We start from the raw sequence: 17232 nt of genomic DNA on the forward strand, positions 1-17232 counted from the left end.
GTGAAGTAATTAAACAAAAAAATTACCTAAAAAACTCATCAAGAGAATTTGATATTTTCTTTTAATGATTGAATTTTAAATTCATTATTTTTAGTAATAAATTCAAACCAACAATCATTAATTGTCTGTCAGCAGGTTGAAAAACCTGATTGTTAAATGTTTATCTCAAATGTAACAGCCGACTCTAATCTTATTAAATCCTGATTTGTAGAGCGGCTGTCAAAAGAACGCATGATTAACGAAGAAGCAAAAGAAATTAAAGAAGAAATCGAAGCACAAGCTATCGAAGTAACAGAATCCGTAGCCAACACACAAGCGGAAGAAGTATCTATTCTTGAGGTTGCAGCAACCCCTGAACCCATTGAAACAATCTCTGAAGTAACACCTGAGCCTATTCTTGTATCAGCGGTACTTGAAACAATTGAAGAGACAGAAACAATTGAAATCCAAGCAATTGATTATTCTAGCTTTCAAAAAGCAGATTTTGTAAAAACTTTAGAGAAAGTATTGGCAGAAGTAAAAGAAAATCCTTCAGTAGGTATTTTCAGAAAATCTGAAGATACTTTGAAAGAAGTTAGACCATTATTTGAGCAAATCAAAAGTGCAGAAAAAGCAGAAGCACTTGCTAAATTTAAAGAAGCTAACGAAGGTTCTGAAGATGGATTCGAATTTAAGCTAGACACTACAAGTGAACAATTTGATACGCTTTTTAAAGCTATTAAAGAAGAACGTTCAAAGTATTTTGCCAACATCGAAAAAGAAAAAGATAAGAATTTCAGTCAAAAAACTGTATTGATTAATCGTCTTCGTACTTTGGTTGAAGGCGAAGACAGTAGCGACCCAGCTCATATCAAATCTGGTTTTAATGAATTTAAGAAAATTCAAGAAGAATGGAAAACTGCTGGAAATGTAAATTCGCCACACAATAATACTCTTTGGCAGACATTTCACGCTTTAGTTGATAGATTTTACAGTAATCGTAGTATTTATTTTGAGTTATTAGAACTTGACCGCAAGCGTAACCTTCAACACAAAATTGAGTTGTGTAGCAAAATCGAAAGAATAGCAGAAACGTCGAAAACAGAAAACGTTACTGGTAAAATGTTGGATGAAGCTGTAGCAACTTTTGAAGAGTATAAGCACGTTGGACCAGCACCAAAAGAAGAAAACGAGCTTATTTGGCAAAGAGTAAAAGATGCTTTGGATATTATTTACGGTAAACGTCGTGAACAATTAGAAGCATCAAAAGCAGAAGCAGAACAAGTATTCGCTTTGAAAACTTCAATTGCAGAGCTTATTCAGCCTTTCGCAAGCTTCAACTCCGCTTCAATTACTGAATGGAACGACCGCACCAAAGCACTTTTAGCTTTACAAGACCAATGGAATAATATCAAAGGTTTTATGCCTAAAGAAAAAGGCAAAGAATTAAGTGATAAATTTTGGTCGGATATTAAAACATTTTTTAGAAACAAAACTGAGTTTTTCCGTTTACTAGAAATCAAAAGAGAAGAAAATCTAAAAGCTAAAAATGCAATTATTGAAGAAGTAGAAGCATTATTAGCCAATGAAGATGAATCTCAAGAAGCTACCAATACTGTAATTCGTTTACAAAAAGAATTCCGTGAGATTGGTCATGTTCCTGAAAAAGAAAAAGATGTCATTTACAGTAAATTCAAAAACGTTTGTGATACTTTCTTCAATTTAAAAAGAGCAAAAAATCAAACGTTAGAAAAAGAGTTTGAAGCTAATTTAGTGAACAAAATTGCACTTTGTGAACAAATCGAAAAAGAAGCTTCTGAAGGTGCTGAAACAGCAAGATTAGCTGAATTTAAAGCACAGTGGTCGGCAATAGGTTTTGTTCCTAAAAAGGAGATGCAGAATATCGGAAAACGTTATATCAATGCCATCAATAAATACGTAAGTGCAATGGCAAAACTTTCTGGTAGAGAACGTGAGCAATTGAGTTTACAGAATGAAGTTGAAATGGTGAGGGCACACGGAGAGTCGCCAAAAGATTTGATTCGTAAAGAAAATGACATTCGTCGTAAAATGCAGACCATTGAAAATGACATTGCAGTTTACAGAAATAACTTAGAATTTTTCGCAAAATCTAAAAATGCGGACAAGCTTCGCCAAGATGTTGAAGCAAAAATTCAAAAAGCGGCAAAAGATTTAGCAGATTTGAAACATCAAATTAAAATAATCAGAGAAGCTGAAAGATGAAAAATCACCAAAACAGGGCTAATTTAATCATTAGCCCTGTTTTTTTTGAAAAAAAATTCACCTCTTAATCTTTTGAAATTCAGAAACTTGCAAAAAAGTTTAAGAAAATGTTAAAAATTTCTTTTCAAAACGTTTGCACAGTAATACAAAACCTACTAATTTTGCATCACGATAAACGAAGAACATCTCTCTAATCGTTGAGAAAAGCCTTCTTAGCTCAGCTGGTAGAGCAACTGACTTGTAATCAGTAGGTCATTGGTTCGATCCCGATAGAAGGCTCAAAAATTATAAAAACCCTTCATACATGGCGTATGAAGGGTTTTTTGCTTTAAAACTGAGGTACTAATTCGGGTACTCGTTTTTTCAGTACCTCAGAACCAAATTAATCAATCACTATAATATTTTTTTATCCTTCAATTTTGGTATGATTTATTTGACTAATACTTTCTTTCAGGTGCTTTTCAGCTTTTTATAAATGTTAATTTCAGAGTGATTTCAGGATTTTCAGAAATATTTCAGAACACTTTCAGGATTTTCAAAATCCATTCAGAACTATTTCAGACAATTTCAGAGAAAATTCAGGTTTATTTCTGGTTTAATTCAGAATACTTTCAGCCTTGTTTCAGGTAGTATTTATCTTTCATATCCTATCATTTGGAGTATTTCAGCTTGTGTTTTAGCTGGAAAAACATCTTCAAGTATTATAATAACCTCAATATCTCTAAATCTTTGCTGTCCACTTTTCAGGTTTATAAGTGCTTTACAGGCATCAGATAAATAAGATTCTAACATTACGGTTCTAATATCCAACATTGTACAAATGTCTGTTTTGTTCCAAAAAATTTTATTCTTCTTCATTTTGCTTTTTCAATTAAAAATTCATTAAAATCTTTATACCCATCATAAATTTTTGACCTGTCAATTATCTGAAAGCTTTCTGATAGCTTTTCAACTGCTTTCGTTCCCTGATTATCTCTATCCAAAAAACAATGTATTTTTTGTGCTTCCTTTAGGCGTTCTTTCGCTTTTTCAATGTTGACTATAGAGTTTAACACGATTATAGTATTAGAGTGCTTAGAAGTGCCAAAATGTGCGAATGCTGAAAGTAAATCGAAAAAACCTTCAAATAGATAAATGTCTTTGCTTTCTGGAACTTCAAAAGTTGTTATTCCTTTTGGTGTGGTGCATCCTTTAAAATGTTGATTTCTCAGTTCAAAACCTCCCTTATCATTAACAAACCCTAATGAGTAATAAGATTTATTGTTATTGGTGTAATGAACCTCTTTAAGGTATTTGTAAGCAATCTGAAAAGGTATCTTTCGACCTTCACAATAACTTATCAATGAATTAGCTTGTAAAGGCTTTACCGTATTGATTGATATAGTGTTTATGGTGCTATCAGGGGATTTTCTGCAAAAAGAAAAGGAATTTTCATTAGGTTGAAAAACAGAACCGTTTACTATAGTTTCCAAGTGCTTACAGGCGGTTGTAAAATCAAAATCATTCAAGTACTGTACTAATCGGATAATGTCCCCGCTCTCATTGCTGGAATAATCAAAAAATACATTCTTGTTTGGATTGACAAAAAATGACGGGCTTTTTTCATTGGTTTTGGACGAATAGTAAACCAATTCTTTACCGCTGGATTTAACAGGCTCTAAACCTAAACTTTGTAAATAATCAATAATTGGGAATTGCTTTAAATCGGATATTTTCATTTTTCTTTTTGCGGAAATACTAAGTTTTGAATGGAGTTTAAGGCGGACGGACAAACGGACGGACAAAAGGGGGGGCATATATGTAAAGTGTCCGTCCGTCCGCTTATTTGTTTCTATGCCTGTTTATCGGAAAATTACAACAACAAAAGGCGGACGGACGGACAACGGACACCTTTATATATATCTGTCCGTCCGTCCATATACAGGCACGGGCGGAAACATAAAAAAAGTACCAAAAAAAATTAAAATTTAAGTTCTGGATTGGGGCTTTCATAGTAATAAATCTTTTTTTCTATTCCGTCTCTCTTTTCATCCTCAATTCTTAGTAGTGTACTTTTGGTTATACCTTCAAAAAGTCTATCATTTCTCTTTCGTATGCCATCTTTTGAAATGCTTGTTTTTGGTTTTGGTGCATGAATAGATATTTGCCTTTTGAGTTCATCACTTTGTAAACCTACACCCTTGATATTTTTATAAACTTCATCGAGTATTTGTACATACTCATACTTTTTGCTTAAATCTTTGTCCTCTGATAACTTTTCAATTTTTTCTATAATTTCAGCACTGCAAGACACTGGTTTACCTTTTTCGTTAAAGTGCCAATAAATGGGGTCTATTCTCTTTGAATTTCTTAGAAACGTTGATGTTATTGAATGTACTTTCTTTTCTTCTTCGTACTTAATAGAAATAGCACCCTGACATTTTCGGGCGGATTCACTTCCTATATGACCTCTCATTTTGCCATTACTCCCCCCTCCGTTTTCATGTATAAGGCAAACAATACAAGTATCATTTTGGGAACTCATTTTCATTAAATATCTTATAATTTCGTTGCTGGCTGTCTCATCGTTGGCACTTGGTAGAAAATCCGTAACGCCGTCAATTATCCATAAATAAGCGTCATTATAGTAGTGGAAAAGAGTTTTTAAGTAGTCCATGTTTTCGGAATGGTTACACTCTCTAAGATTCAATACAATGAGGTTTTCAGGCTCTTGTTTTAGTCCTGATATTTCAAGTATAGAATTAATCATTTTCTTAGTATCTGAGGGGTTTTGTTCTGTATCAAGATAAATTACCTTTCTACCCTTGCAATACTCTGAACGTATCGAAATTGTATCACAGCTTTCAGGAACTTCTTTCATTAAAGCCGTAGCAATCATAAATCTTGTGATTGTTGATTTACCTGCTTTGGGTAAACCAGAAATAAAGGATATATCACCAGTTACGCCAAATGTTGATTCTCCAACTCTTATAACAGGCTTCATGTCTGAATACTGATTAGATTGCCTAACCCTAAGTTTTTCAATATCATTCAAATCATATTTAATCACCTGCAAATCAGTTGATTTACTTATATTCTGCTTGCTTTCTTGGTCTATTTCTGTATCTTTGTGCATGATTTTGGTAGTCGTGTTTACGTATTAAAAGCCACTGTTTTCGGGAAACAGTGGCTTTCTTTTTAGTTAAAATATTGTTTGTGATAACCGCTCTCTAATCTATCGTAATCATCTAAAGTACTTTCTAAAATATCAATGTGTTTTTCTTGGTATTTCAATCTTTCTGTAAGCTCTTTTATTCGCTCTTCGAGCAAAGAAATGTTTCCAAGCATAGTATCAACCAAAATCTCATATACGCCAATTTTCTTGTATAATGTATTCAATATTAGTTCGTTAGTGTTATCGTCAATATTCATCTTCTTAATCGTTTTTGAATTTGTTTTTAAATGAATCTATTATTGGTTTGGCTTCTATTTTGCCGTAATGGTTTAATGTGGTACTTAGCGACGAATGACCTAAAACACGTTGTACTATTGTCGCTTGTATTCCTTCACTCATCAGGAGCGTAGCACAGGTTTTGCGTGCTAAATGAAAGTTTGGCTTTATTGAAAGTTCCGCTATCTCTGCAAGCTCTTTTAATGTCCTGTTTACGGCTTGATTAGTGGGTACAGTAAAAAGCTTTTCTTGATTATCTCCAGTACCGTACTTTTCAATTATTTCAAGCGGTTTACGTAGTAGTGGAATGATGGCTATAACATCCGTTTTAAGACGTGGTATTTCAAGATATTTAAAGCCGTCATCATCTGTTTTTATATGGCTGGATGATACGTTTACCAAATCCATGTAGCTCAAACCAGTATAGCAGGAAAACAAAAAAAAGTCCCTTACTCTATCGTAAAGACTGCCTTTGCTTAACTTCAATTCCTCTAACCTCTTTACTTCTTTTTGAGTTAGGTACATGATTTTGACTTTGTCGTATCTTGGACTAAAACCCATAAAAGGATTCCTAAGAACCCATTCATTAGCAATTGCAAAGTCGTAAACTCGTTTAAGCCATTGTACGTGCATAGTTGCGTAATTGTGCTGTGATTGCCTTTGAGACTTCATATATTTGATAATCTCTAACTCATGAGCTGGTTTTATTTCAGCAAGTGCAATGCCTTCACGCCCAAAAAATGACTTTGCCCATTGCTTTAAATGATTGCCATATCTTTTGTTTTTAGCCTTCGTTATCTTTGAAAAGTCGTTACCCTTATCAAAATAGTAGGCTTGCAAATACCTGTCAATGGCATCAAGTAATTTTGGTGCTTCGGCAACAACCGACGCACCAAACATACAAATCGCAATACGCTGTAAGTCAATACCTTCACCCCTATCTTTAAGCCTTACAAAAGCATTATGCAGGTTGTTTTCATAGGATTTTAGAAGGGAATTGATTTCTGGATTGCCCTTTACTTGACCATTCTTAAATTCACCTCTATTACACTTTATCCCGGTGAATTTATCAAAGGTCTTACCATCATAAGAAAGCCTAGCGTTTATTGATACACTAGAGGCGTTTTCTCTTTCTCTGAACGTTACGGTAAACGTTGAGGTACGTTTCTTTACTTTGTTGCTTGAAACTGCTAACTTTGCTTTGTTCATTTGCTTTACAAGATTAATTGAACCATTACGCCCCGAATCTATTCCTAGTAGATACGGGGCTTTTTTATGGCTCATTGGTTAAAAAATTCATTTGCTGTTACTCCGAAAAACTTTGACAATACAGAAATCTCATTGGATGTTAAGGGTGTTTTTGCATCACCAGAAAGTAACATTCCCAATCTTTTACGGTTAATCCCTAATCTTTCGTAGGTCGTTTTATTAGGCTTAAATGTAAAACCTAATTTTTTCTCATAGCTCTGCACTATTGGCAAAAGCCGTGTTTCTCTAAAACTTTTATTCATAATTATACCTTTTAAGAATTATTATCACAAATATAACTATTGAATAATATTATCCAAACCTATAAAGCATAATTATTTACTTTATAGGAGTACTTTATTCTTACAAAGTATATTTGTAAATTGCATACATGGAAAAGCATTTTTTACTTAACATTAAGAGAATAAGGACAGAGAAAGGTATTAGCCAACAGGAAATGGCTGATAAGCTTGGATTTGCTCAAAACAATTACAGCAAAATAGAAAGGGGTATTGTTGAGTTAACCGTAAATAGATTATATGAAATTGCAGAAATTTTAAATGTATCAATATTTGAAATACTTATAGAAGAAAAAGCATTTAAGGGGCAATCTAATTTGGATACTGAGACACAACAACTTAAAGAAAAATATAATTATTTAGAAAGCAAATTAGAAAATTTTACTCTGATAATGGATGAATTAAAAGAAAGATTAAACACCTTTAAAAAAGTTGATTCTGATAAAAAAGGAACTACCGACTCCCAGATAAACCAATAGGTACACGGCAAAAAGAAAAGATAAAACCGAAGGGTAAAAGCACAAAAAACCCGCTCTACAACCGTGGAGCGGGTTTTTAAATAGTCTTTTTGTTCACAAATATTTCATTTTTGGCTTCTTTATATTCGTCTTGTAACCTCAACAGGTCTATACTCTGGATTTTGGCTAAAGAAAATCATTTTAATACCTATAACTACAACTAAAATAACTACCCATGTTAAGGGCTTAGAAAAATCAATACCTAAAAAAGCGGAGTTAGTTTGTCCGTTAGAGTTGTTACCGTTATTTGAACGATAACCAGTGCCAACGTAAGTTTTATCAAATACTCCCTGTTCGTTGGCTTTTGCAAGTGCTTCTTTATCCAAGTTTTCGTAAGAGATTGGTAATGTTGGATTAATCAAAACCTTTGCTTTTGTTGCCAATTCCACAAACTGAGAACCATACAATAAAACTTGATTCAAGAACCCGCCTACAGCTGTATCCCCGAACTCTTTAGCTTTTGCCTTCGCATTGTTGATATTATTTACAGTTAGCTTGTCTAATGTTTGACTGTAAACAGTAGGTGACAAAAGCCCTGTAAAGTAAGTATCATTTTGAAAACCAGAAGGAACGGTAAAAGTTGAACCTCCTAATGTTTTAGGCAACCAAGTGTTACCCAAACCTTTAACCCAATTGCCCGAATTATCAGGAGGGTTTAAACCAAAATGTATTACATCTGCCATAAAATAAAATATGTTTAAGTTAAAATAAATTGATAGTGTTTAGATAGTTATCAATTCATTTCTAAGCTTAAAATCTTATCACAAATAGAAAACAATCAAAAACAATCAAATTTAATCAAAAACAATCTTTTTAGGAAATTAATATGACTTAACTTACCTCCTGAAAGAAAGATAAATTTCGACTGGCAGTGCCAAAGAAAACTTTGATACTTCAGAACATAAAAAATACTGTCAAATCAAATTATGTATCTAAATCAGGTACAAAAAAAATGAGTACCTGAGAAACTAATAAAATAAGTAAAAATGGGTTATTCAAGATAATTAAGGCACATTTTCAAGATAATTAATGGGCCAGGTATATTTTAAATTATTAGTCTATTTTTGAAATGGATTTTCACTATATCGGGTACTAAATCGGGTACTCATTTGAGGTCAGTTTTTTTAATGGCTTAATTATCAACATGATTAACTAATAAAAAGAGAGTACATTCAACCCCGATAGAAGGCTCTAACATTACAAAAACCCTTCATACATGGCGTATGAAGGGTTTTTTGCTTTTATAATTTAGGTACAAATTAGATTCTCTTAATTTTTGTACCCAAATCTCACCTTCCCTTTTTTCGTTATGGTTCAAAATAATGTATTTTTGTCTGGCAAACTCAACGCTGATGAAATATAATCCTTTTTACTACTTTTTCCTTTTCTTAATTCTCTGTTTTACTTTATCGGGATGTCTTTGGGCGAAGCGTTGTCCTGAGAAAAATTGTAGGGTTTCTGCCGAACACAAACATGAGGGTGGAACTTTTAGACCAAGAGCTGCATTCTCTTGGACAACTACCAAGAAACATTGGCCGTGGAATCCTGTAAAAGGAAATAAGAAATTCAATGGTAAAAAAGATAAAAAATCAGGAAAAACTAAATTCAAATATACACTTCCTGGCGAAAGAGTAAATTTCGATAAAAAGAACTAGCCTTAGCTATTCAAATACAAAAATATGAATCTAATTAAAGTGTCCGCTGGAGTGGTTAACCAAACACCTCTGGCATGGGAAAGTAATAAAAACAATATCATTAGCTGTATTGAGGAAGCAAAAAAGCAAGACATCAGCATTTTGTGTTTACCCGAACTTTGCATTACTGGTTATGGTTGCGAAGATATGTTTTACGCACAAGGTACTTGCGACAGTGCTTTAGATGTTTTAGAGGATATTGTTCTACATACGTCAAGCATTGCGGTTTGTGTAGGTTTGCCCATTCGCATCAATAATCATATTTATAACGCTGCTTGTTTAATTGTTAATAAACAAATCAGAGGCTTCGCTTGCAAGAAAACCTTGGCGAACAATGGTATTCATTATGAAACTCGTTGGTTTCAACATTGGCCAGTGGGGGAAAAAACTGAATTAAGAATCGGTGAATTTACTTATCCTGTTGGAGATTTAATTTTTGAGGTAGGTGGCGTAAAAATTGGTTTTGAAATTTGTGAAGATGCTTGGGTGGCGAATCGTCCCGGAAGAGAACTTTATTTAAAAGGTTGTGATATTATTCTCAATCCGACGGCTTCACATTTTGCTTTCTTTAAAACGCAAACTCGTGAATGCCTCGTTCAAGATGGTTCTCGTGCTTTTGGAGTTGCCTATATTTATGCGAATTTGCTCGGAAATGAAGCTGGAAGAGCCATCTTTGATGGAGATGCCATGATTGCCCAAGCGGGCGAAATGCTCGTTTCAGGTACAAGGTTTTCATACAAAGATTATTACTTGACTTCGGCTGTGATTGATTTAGATAAAATTCGTTTAGAACAAAGTCAAAATCTTTTCCAATTCAAAGCAAGTAATGCCGTTCAAGTACTTTTTGATTATCCAGAGATTACTCCTTTCAAAAATCATTATGCTTTAGAACATTGGGAAGCAAATGGCTTTCAGAAAGAAGAAGAATTTGCAAGAGCTATTGCTTTAGCTCTATTCGATTATTTAAGAAAATCACGTTCAAATGGCTGGGTAATTTCACTTTCTGGTGGTGCTGATTCTTCTGCTATTACTGCTCTTTGTTACTTGGCTATCGAAATGGCTGTTACAGAATTGGGACTGGATGGTTTCAAACAGAAGTTAAAATACATCAAGGCGATTCAAAACTGTAATTCTGTAGCAGAATTATCTGCCGCTTTGATTACTAATATTTATCAAGGAACACAAAATAGTTCATCAGATACTCGTCATTCTGCTACTTCATTGGCAAAAGATTTGAACACTACTTTTTATGATATTGACATCAATGGTTTAGTGGAAACTTACAAAGGGCTAATTCAAGGTGCTATTGGAAGAGATTTATCTTGGCAGACTGACGACCTTGCATTACAAAATATTCAAGCGAGGGTTCGTAGCCCAAGTGCTTGGTTGTTGGCAAATATCAACAATGCTTTACTTTTATCTACTTCAAACCGCTCTGAAGCATCGGTTGGTTATGCTACGATGGATGGCGATACTTCTGGTTCAATTTCGCCGATTGCGGGTATCGACAAGCATTGGTTACGTCATTGGTTGCGTTGGCTGGAAAACACTGGTTTAGGTGGAACACACAAAATAAAAGGCTTGAATGCCATGAATAATTTGCAACCAACTGCCGAATTGCGTCCATTAGAAGCCAAACAGATTGATGAAGAAGATTTAATGCCTTATGATTTATTAAATGCCATTGAAACCTCTGCCATTCGTGATAAAAAATCGCCTACAGATTGTTTAAAAATCATGGAAATGGAATTTGAAGGCGTTTATCCTCGTGAAAAATTAGTTACTTCTATCGAAAGATTTTTTAAACTTTTTGCTAGAAATCAATGGAAACGTGAACGCTATGCACCAAGTTTCCATGTGGACGACCGCAACCTTGATCCAAGGAGTTGGTTAAGATTCCCAATTCTTTCTGGCGGTTTTGAAAAAGAGATTGATGAAATGTTAGAGTATGCCAATAATTCAGGAAAAGGAAAAAGAAGAGGCAAAATTGGCTTTTAATATTATAAACTAGAAAGTATGCTTTTAGCCATAGACATTGGTAATACCGACGTAGTTTTCGGGATTCATAATCAGCAGGAATGGATTCATCAATTCAGAATTCCTTCTGATTCTTCTCGTCGTTCTTCTGATTTTGAAGCAAAACTTCGCTTATTTTTCTTGGAAAACAACCTAAAAATCAGAGAAATCAATCGCTCGATTATTAGTTGCGTTGTGCCAGATTTAAAACATGTTTTGAAAGAAACAGTTCAAGAAATGCTTGGTCTCGACCCAATTATTATTGGTCCAGAAATCTATGAGCAATTAAAAATGGAAATTTTAAGTCCTTATGAAATCGGTACAGATTTGGTTTGCAATGCTACTTATTCATATTATACCTATAAGAAAACGTGTTTAATCGTAGATTTTGGTACAGCTTTAACTTTCACTGTTGTTACTGGCGAAGGTAAAATTTTAGGTGTTTCCATTGCTCCAGGTTTAAAAACGGCTGTAAAATCGCTCTTTTCAAACACTGCACAATTACCAGAAGTACCTTTAGTAATGCCAGAATCTGCCATTGGCAAAAACACAGTTCATGCTATCCAAGCAGGCATTCTTTGGGGTTATGTAGGAATGGTTCGTGAAATGATTATGCAAATCAAGAAAGAAGTTGGGCAAGATTGTCTCGTTTTAGCTACTGGTGGACTATCGTCTATTCTAACGCCACTTCGTGATGAATTTGATGAAGTAGATAAATTACTAACCTTAAATGGACTAAAAATCATTTCTGAAATTGTAAAATAAAGTAAAATTTCATCCTCAATAGGCGGTTTAGTTGATATACTGAACCGCCTATTTTTTTGTCTTAAAATCTTTTTTAGTTTTTTTTAAAATTATCTGCAACCTTTTTCTGCATGGCTGCATCTTAGCTACAAATCATTCCCCTTAACGTTTCAATTTTTCATTGACGGTAAATAACAAACCATTTATCCTTTAGGGAAGCCGATTAAGTAGTTTGCATAACAAGGTAGTTGGCATAATATTAATTTTGAATCAGTAATCATCCAGATGTTTAACCAATAAATCTAAAAACCTAAAATTCACTCATCATGAAAACATTTTTTTACGCAATCCTTACCATATTTAGTTTAGCTAATATTAAGGCACAAGCTCAGGGAAAAATCTCAGGACAAATCACGGACGATAAAAGTAAAATTGTAGAATTTGCTACTATTACTTTATTAAACGCAAAAGACTCATCTTTAGTAAAAGGGGCTTTAGGCGATGTAAATGGCAATTTTGAATTCGAAAAAGTAAATTATGGTACTTATATCGTCAATATTTCGCAATTAGGTTACAAAAAATATTACACGCCAAAGTTTATTATCTCTTCAGAAACGCCTAATATTAAATTGACAAAATTAGTATTAGTAGAGGCTTCAAACGAGCTGGGAGAAGTACAGGTTACCGCCAAAAAACCTTTCATCGAACAGCAAATCGACAAAACTGTTGTGAATGTTGAGAACTCAATTGTTTCAGCAGGAAATACAGCCATTGAAGTTTTAGAGAAATCTCCAGGGGTTACTGTTGACAAAGACGGGAACATTTCATTGAAAGGAAAGCAAAATGTAATGGTAATGTTAGACGGCAAACCAACGTATATGTCTGCTAGTGATTTAGCCAATATGCTCCGCAATATGCAAGCTTCTCAATTGGATAAAATCGAAATCATGACCAATCCGCCTGCAAAATACGATGCTGCTGGAAATGCCGGTGTAATTAATATCCGTTTGAAAAAGAATCAAAATACAGGTTTGAATGGTTCGGCAAATATTGGGCTAGGCTACGGTTTTTATAAATCTTTACCTAAAGAAAGTGCTGGCTTAAACTTAAACTACAGAAATGGCAAAGTAAATGTTTTTGGTAATTTCTCGGCAAACGACCGCAAAAGTTTCCAAATCCAATCAATCAATCGTAAGTTTTTTGAAAATGGCAATGTAATTTCTGGTTTTGATCAAGTAGGTAACAATGACCGTAGAAATAACTCTTTCTCTTACAAAATGGGAGCTGATTATTTCCTTGACAAAAAAAATACAATTGGTTTCTTGTTTAATGGAATGAATGGAAATTGGAACGAAGATTTGAATAACGAAACCTTAATCAAAAATTCGATGGCTCAATTGGATACTACTTCAAGAACGTTAGGAAGTATTAATAACAGTTGGGGAAATTACTCAACCAATTTGAACTTCAAACATGTAATTGATTCAACTGGTAGAGAAATCACAGCAGATTTAGACTACGCTCGTTACAATGCTGATAATTCGATGAAGTATCGTACTTCAAAGTATGATATTCAAAACATTTTACGGGAGAAAAGAAACGAAGATGGTTTAACAGGTTCAAAAATCAATATTTACTCTTTCAAAACGGATTTGGTTTATCCTATCAATAAAACGTCAAAATTTGAGGCTGGCTTAAAAACAAGTTATGTGCATTCTGGCAATGATATGCGTTTTGATTTCTTAGTGGGCGATGCCAATACTCCTATAAATGACCCAACTCGTACTCGAGATTTTGTTTATAAAGAAAACATCAATGCTGGTTATCTAAACTATTCTAAGGAATTCAAAAAGATAAGCATGCAGTTAGGATTGAGAGTTGAAAATACCAACGGACAAGGTACTTTATTAGGAAAAGAATTATTGAAAAGAAATTATACAAACCTTTTCCCAAGTGTATTTTTCCGTCAGAAATTATCAAAAGATCATCAATTGGGTTACTCATTCAGTCGTAGAATCGACCGTCCAAGTTATGAAGATTTGAATCCGTTCTTGTTCTTTCTTGATCCATATACTTTCCAAAGAGGAAATGAATTGTTACAACCACAATATACCAACGCTTTTGAAGTATCGCACACGTTCAAAGATGCCATTACAACAACTGTAAATTTCAGCCGTACCAATGGAATCATGACAGAGATTTTGGAACAAAACAACACTTTGAAAACAACGAACGTAACAAAAATCAACATTGGTTATGTTGAAAACCTTGGAATTTCGTTCTCTGTGCCTGTGCCAATTACCAAATGGTGGTTTAGTAATACTTACTTGAACTTGTACAATAACCATTATGTGGGCGACATTCCAAAAACAGTTATTGCTTCAGATGGTACTTCATCGACTGTCCTTCAACCATTGGATGCTCGTGCAACTACTTATCAAGTAAACATGACACATCAATTTACCTTGCCTAAAAAGTATAGTTTAGAATTGAGTGGTTGGTATATGTCCCCATTTGTTGAAGGACAATTGGCTGGTCGTCCAATGGGAGCCATGTCATTCGGGATTCAAAAGAAATTAATGAAAGATAAAGCTACATTGAAATTAAATGTTAACGATGTATTCTGGAGTAACCAGTTCCGTGGTTCATTCATTTTCAATGATATTGACGTACAAGTAAATAATAAATGGGAAAGTAGAGTAATTCGCTTAAACTTCTCATATCGTTTTGGAAATAGTAAAGTTGCTGCCGCACGCCAACGTAAAACTGGCTTAGAAGATGAAAAAGGTCGTGTTAAAAGTGGCGGTAACTAATTATTGATTTTTCATTACAGTGAGAAATAACTCAAATCTATTTAATCAGAAAATTCAAAGAGGATGTCGTAAAAGGCATTCTCTTTTGTTTTAATAACCATAAAAAAGAGGTTTCCTTTTGTAAGAAAACCTCTAGTTAATCTATAAATTGTAACTAGTGGCAACGTGAATGTTAGATGGCGTTAGGAAATCAAAAAAACGCTCTAACCAACTTTTATTAGCATCATTTGCTTGAGATGCTTTCAAGTTTTCTGTTTTGTGGCTCTTTGATTCTTCCAGAATCATTTCGGCCAATAAAGGATAGTATTTCATAAATTTGTGTTGTTTAATGATACACGGTTAATGATTGTTGATACTCTAAGCTGAGGTTCACATAAAAAAGTGATAATCGTTTAATCCGAGTTAATTACTTGACAGACACAAAGTTACGAATATTAGTTCTTACAATTACAAAAAATATAACTATTCCAATAGAGATTCTTTAAATACTGCAATTAAATTTAATTATTCTTAGAAATCAATCATTTTTTATGCCAATAATGGCTAACATTCTTCCTGTTTTCCCTTTTTCTTTTCTGTGTGAAAAATAACTTTCATTGTCTAAAACAGTAGAGAATGTAGATACTTCAATTTGATTGGCGGGTACTCCTGCTTCTAGCAATTGTGCCTGATTGGCTTGTTTTAAATCGACAAAGTATTTAGCTTTTTCAGCATCAAATCTTCTGAATCTCTCCTCAAAATTTTGGGCTACTTCCTCCCCTACTTCAAAAGAACATTCATCTATACAAGTACCAATGTATGCAAAACAATCTGCTGGATTTGTGCCAAAATCTGTCGCCATTTGCTGAATGGTTTTAGTGACAATTCCTAAAACAGTTCCTCGCCAACCTGCATGAATGGAAGCTACAACTTTTTGTCTATCATCATAAATCAAAATAGGGGTGCAATCTGCCACAGTAACAGCGACAAATATATCAGCTTGATTGGTAATCAAAGCATCATAACCTTCGTAAGCACCTGCTTTTGTTGTACTTAATATTTTATCTTCATGTATTTGATAGGAATACGCTACCTTTTCAGCAGAAAAGCCAAGTGCTTCAAAGAATTTATCTCTATTTTTATACACATTTTCAAGATTATCCCCTGAATGCAATCCTAAATTCAATGAAGTATAAGGTGCTTCGCTGTAGCCATCTTTACGAGTACTTTCTGCGACAACTAGCTTAGGGAATTGTTGAAATATTCGGGGTTTGGTAAACATGTTTTTATGACCTTAAGGATTTTAAGACTTGAAGACTAGAGGATTAATAAACCTGTGAGGTTTTAAAAACCTCACAGGTTTGTAAAAAGCTAATTATGAAATTCAACATCGTTTATATTTTAATTGCTCTTTCTTTAATCAGTTGTCAAGAAAAAGAAGCTCCCCGACCTGCTGGAATCGCCCTTTCTTTTGATGACCGATTTATTAAAGAATGGTTTGAATTAAGACCGCTCTTTAAAAAGTATCATGCAAAAGTAACATTTTACATTACGCAACCTGATAGTTTATCGACTGAAGAAATTGAAATGTTGCATCAATTACAAGCTGATGGACATGAAATCGGCTGTCATGGTGCGATGCACATAGGTTCCATCAACTATGTTTGGGAACATTCTTTAGAAGAATATATGCAAAAAGAAGTATTCCAAGCCCTGAAAACAATGAAGCGACAAGACTTCTCTCCTACTACTTTTGCACATCCCGGTGGCTCACAGATTTGGTATATCGACCGTGAATTGTTAAAACATTTTAGTTTGCTACGTGATGTTTCGATGAAAGAAAGAAACATCTTCGGTTTTACTTATCGACGTGAAGTGGAAAATATGGACGAAATCTATCATCATCACGATGATACTCGAAAAGTAAATGCTTTAATCATTGATGTAAGTGCTAATCTGACGATTGAAGATATTCAAAAAGGTTTAGCAAAAGCACAAAAAGAACAATCTGTTATGATGCTTTTTGGTCATAAGCCTCTGCGTAAAATCACTCATAAACCCGAAGAATATGGCTTTGATATTTTTTTTTTAGAGCAAATCTTGTCAGAAAGTGCTAAATTGAAACTTCAATACTTCACAATGAATTCTTTGTAGTTTATGAGTTTATGAGTTTATGAGTTTATGAGTTTATGAGTTTATGAGTGGGAATCGCTTTTTAAGTTTGTGGGTTCATTAATTCTAATAAGATTTTTAATCTTGTTAATCATA

16 protein-coding genes and 1 tRNA gene are annotated in these 17232 nt (G+C 33.8%); 8 read left to right on the forward strand and 9 right to left on the reverse strand.

Going from position 1 to position 17232, the window contains the following annotated elements; translation table 11 throughout:
• Positions 1-231: 231 nt before the first annotated feature.
• Together VB776_RS06435 and VB776_RS06440 are read left to right on the forward strand one after the other, a co-directional pair.
• On the forward strand, positions 232-2223 hold the full coding sequence (locus VB776_RS06435) for a DUF349 domain-containing protein (RefSeq protein WP_323327185.1): 1992 nt from the start codon (positions 232-234) through the stop codon (positions 2221-2223).
• Between the two features lie 206 nt (positions 2224-2429).
• Positions 2430-2502 (forward strand) — tRNA-Thr (locus VB776_RS06440).
• Positions 2503-2856: 354 nt separating this feature from the next.
• Here the strand turns inward: VB776_RS06440 and VB776_RS06445 are convergent.
• The 6 genes from VB776_RS06445 to VB776_RS06470 form a co-directional block, all read right to left on the reverse strand.
• Positions 2857-3081, reverse strand: coding sequence for a hypothetical protein (locus tag VB776_RS06445; protein WP_323327187.1), 225 nt, complete (start codon positions 3079-3081; stop codon positions 2857-2859).
• The gene (locus tag VB776_RS06450) at positions 3078-3941 is read right to left on the reverse strand and encodes a toprim domain-containing protein (RefSeq protein ID WP_323327189.1); all 864 of its coding nucleotides are present in this window, start codon (positions 3939-3941) and stop codon (positions 3078-3080) included. The genes VB776_RS06445 and VB776_RS06450 overlap by 4 nt, the downstream gene beginning before the upstream one ends.
• Before the next feature lie 242 nt (positions 3942-4183).
• Entirely contained in the window at positions 4184-5338 is a 1155-nt protein-coding gene (locus tag VB776_RS06455; protein WP_323327191.1) for a hypothetical protein, read from the reverse strand.
• Positions 5339-5400: 62 nt separating this feature from the next.
• Entirely contained in the window at positions 5401-5634 is a 234-nt protein-coding gene (locus VB776_RS06460; RefSeq protein ID WP_323327193.1) for a hypothetical protein, read from the reverse strand.
• A 4-nt stretch (positions 5635-5638) separates the two neighbouring features.
• Positions 5639-6937 (reverse strand): site-specific integrase, encoded by a 1299-nt coding sequence (locus VB776_RS06465; protein WP_323327195.1) that lies wholly within the window; start codon positions 6935-6937, stop codon positions 5639-5641.
• Complete coding sequence (locus VB776_RS06470; RefSeq protein ID WP_323327197.1) at positions 6934-7164, reverse strand: hypothetical protein; 231 nt, start codon at positions 7162-7164, stop codon at positions 6934-6936. The genes VB776_RS06465 and VB776_RS06470 overlap by 4 nt, the downstream gene beginning before the upstream one ends.
• A 128-nt stretch (positions 7165-7292) precedes the next feature.
• Here VB776_RS06470 and VB776_RS06475 point away from each other — a divergent pair, with 128 nt between their 5' ends.
• The gene (locus VB776_RS06475; RefSeq protein ID WP_323327199.1) at positions 7293-7679 is read left to right on the forward strand and encodes a helix-turn-helix domain-containing protein; all 387 of its coding nucleotides are present in this window, start codon (positions 7293-7295) and stop codon (positions 7677-7679) included.
• A gap of 119 nt (positions 7680-7798) precedes the next feature.
• On the opposite strand, the gene VB776_RS06480 is transcribed toward VB776_RS06475, so the two are convergent.
• On the reverse strand, positions 7799-8401 hold the full coding sequence (locus tag VB776_RS06480; protein ID WP_323327202.1) for a hypothetical protein: 603 nt from the start codon (positions 8399-8401) through the stop codon (positions 7799-7801).
• Between the two features lie 669 nt (positions 8402-9070).
• On the opposite strand from VB776_RS06480, the gene VB776_RS06485 reads away from it, so the two are divergent.
• The 4 genes from VB776_RS06485 (at position 9071) to VB776_RS06500 (ending at position 14985) form a co-directional block, all read left to right on the forward strand.
• Positions 9071-9373, forward strand: a complete 303-nt coding sequence (locus tag VB776_RS06485) for a hypothetical protein (RefSeq protein WP_323327204.1) — start codon at positions 9071-9073, stop codon at positions 9371-9373.
• A gap of 24 nt (positions 9374-9397) precedes the next feature.
• Entirely contained in the window at positions 9398-11410 is a 2013-nt protein-coding gene (gene nadE / locus VB776_RS06490; RefSeq protein WP_323327206.1) for an NAD(+) synthase, read from the forward strand.
• Positions 11411-11428: 18 nt separating this feature from the next.
• Positions 11429-12193: a type III pantothenate kinase gene (locus VB776_RS06495; RefSeq protein WP_323327208.1), complete on the forward strand. Its 765-nt coding sequence runs from the start codon at positions 11429-11431 to the stop codon at positions 12191-12193.
• Between the two features lie 305 nt (positions 12194-12498).
• Positions 12499-14985: an outer membrane beta-barrel protein gene (locus VB776_RS06500; RefSeq protein ID WP_323327210.1), complete on the forward strand. Its 2487-nt coding sequence runs from the start codon at positions 12499-12501 to the stop codon at positions 14983-14985.
• 141 nt (positions 14986-15126) lie between these two features.
• On the opposite strand, the gene VB776_RS06505 is transcribed toward VB776_RS06500, so the two are convergent.
• Together VB776_RS06505 and pgeF are read right to left on the reverse strand one after the other, a co-directional pair.
• Positions 15127-15297: a hypothetical protein gene (locus VB776_RS06505; protein WP_323327212.1), complete on the reverse strand. Its 171-nt coding sequence runs from the start codon at positions 15295-15297 to the stop codon at positions 15127-15129.
• A gap of 205 nt (positions 15298-15502) precedes the next feature.
• Positions 15503-16246, reverse strand: coding sequence for a peptidoglycan editing factor PgeF (gene pgeF / locus VB776_RS06510; RefSeq protein WP_323327214.1), 744 nt, complete (start codon positions 16244-16246; stop codon positions 15503-15505).
• A gap of 95 nt (positions 16247-16341) precedes the next feature.
• On the opposite strand from pgeF, the gene VB776_RS06515 reads away from it, so the two are divergent.
• Positions 16342-17118, forward strand: coding sequence for a polysaccharide deacetylase family protein (locus VB776_RS06515; RefSeq protein ID WP_323327216.1), 777 nt, complete (start codon positions 16342-16344; stop codon positions 17116-17118).
• Positions 17119-17232: the final 114 nt, after the last annotated feature.

The sequence above is a fragment of the Arcicella gelida genome, from assembly GCF_034931025.1.
Taxonomy (GTDB): domain Bacteria; phylum Bacteroidota; class Bacteroidia; order Cytophagales; family Spirosomataceae; genus Arcicella; species Arcicella gelida.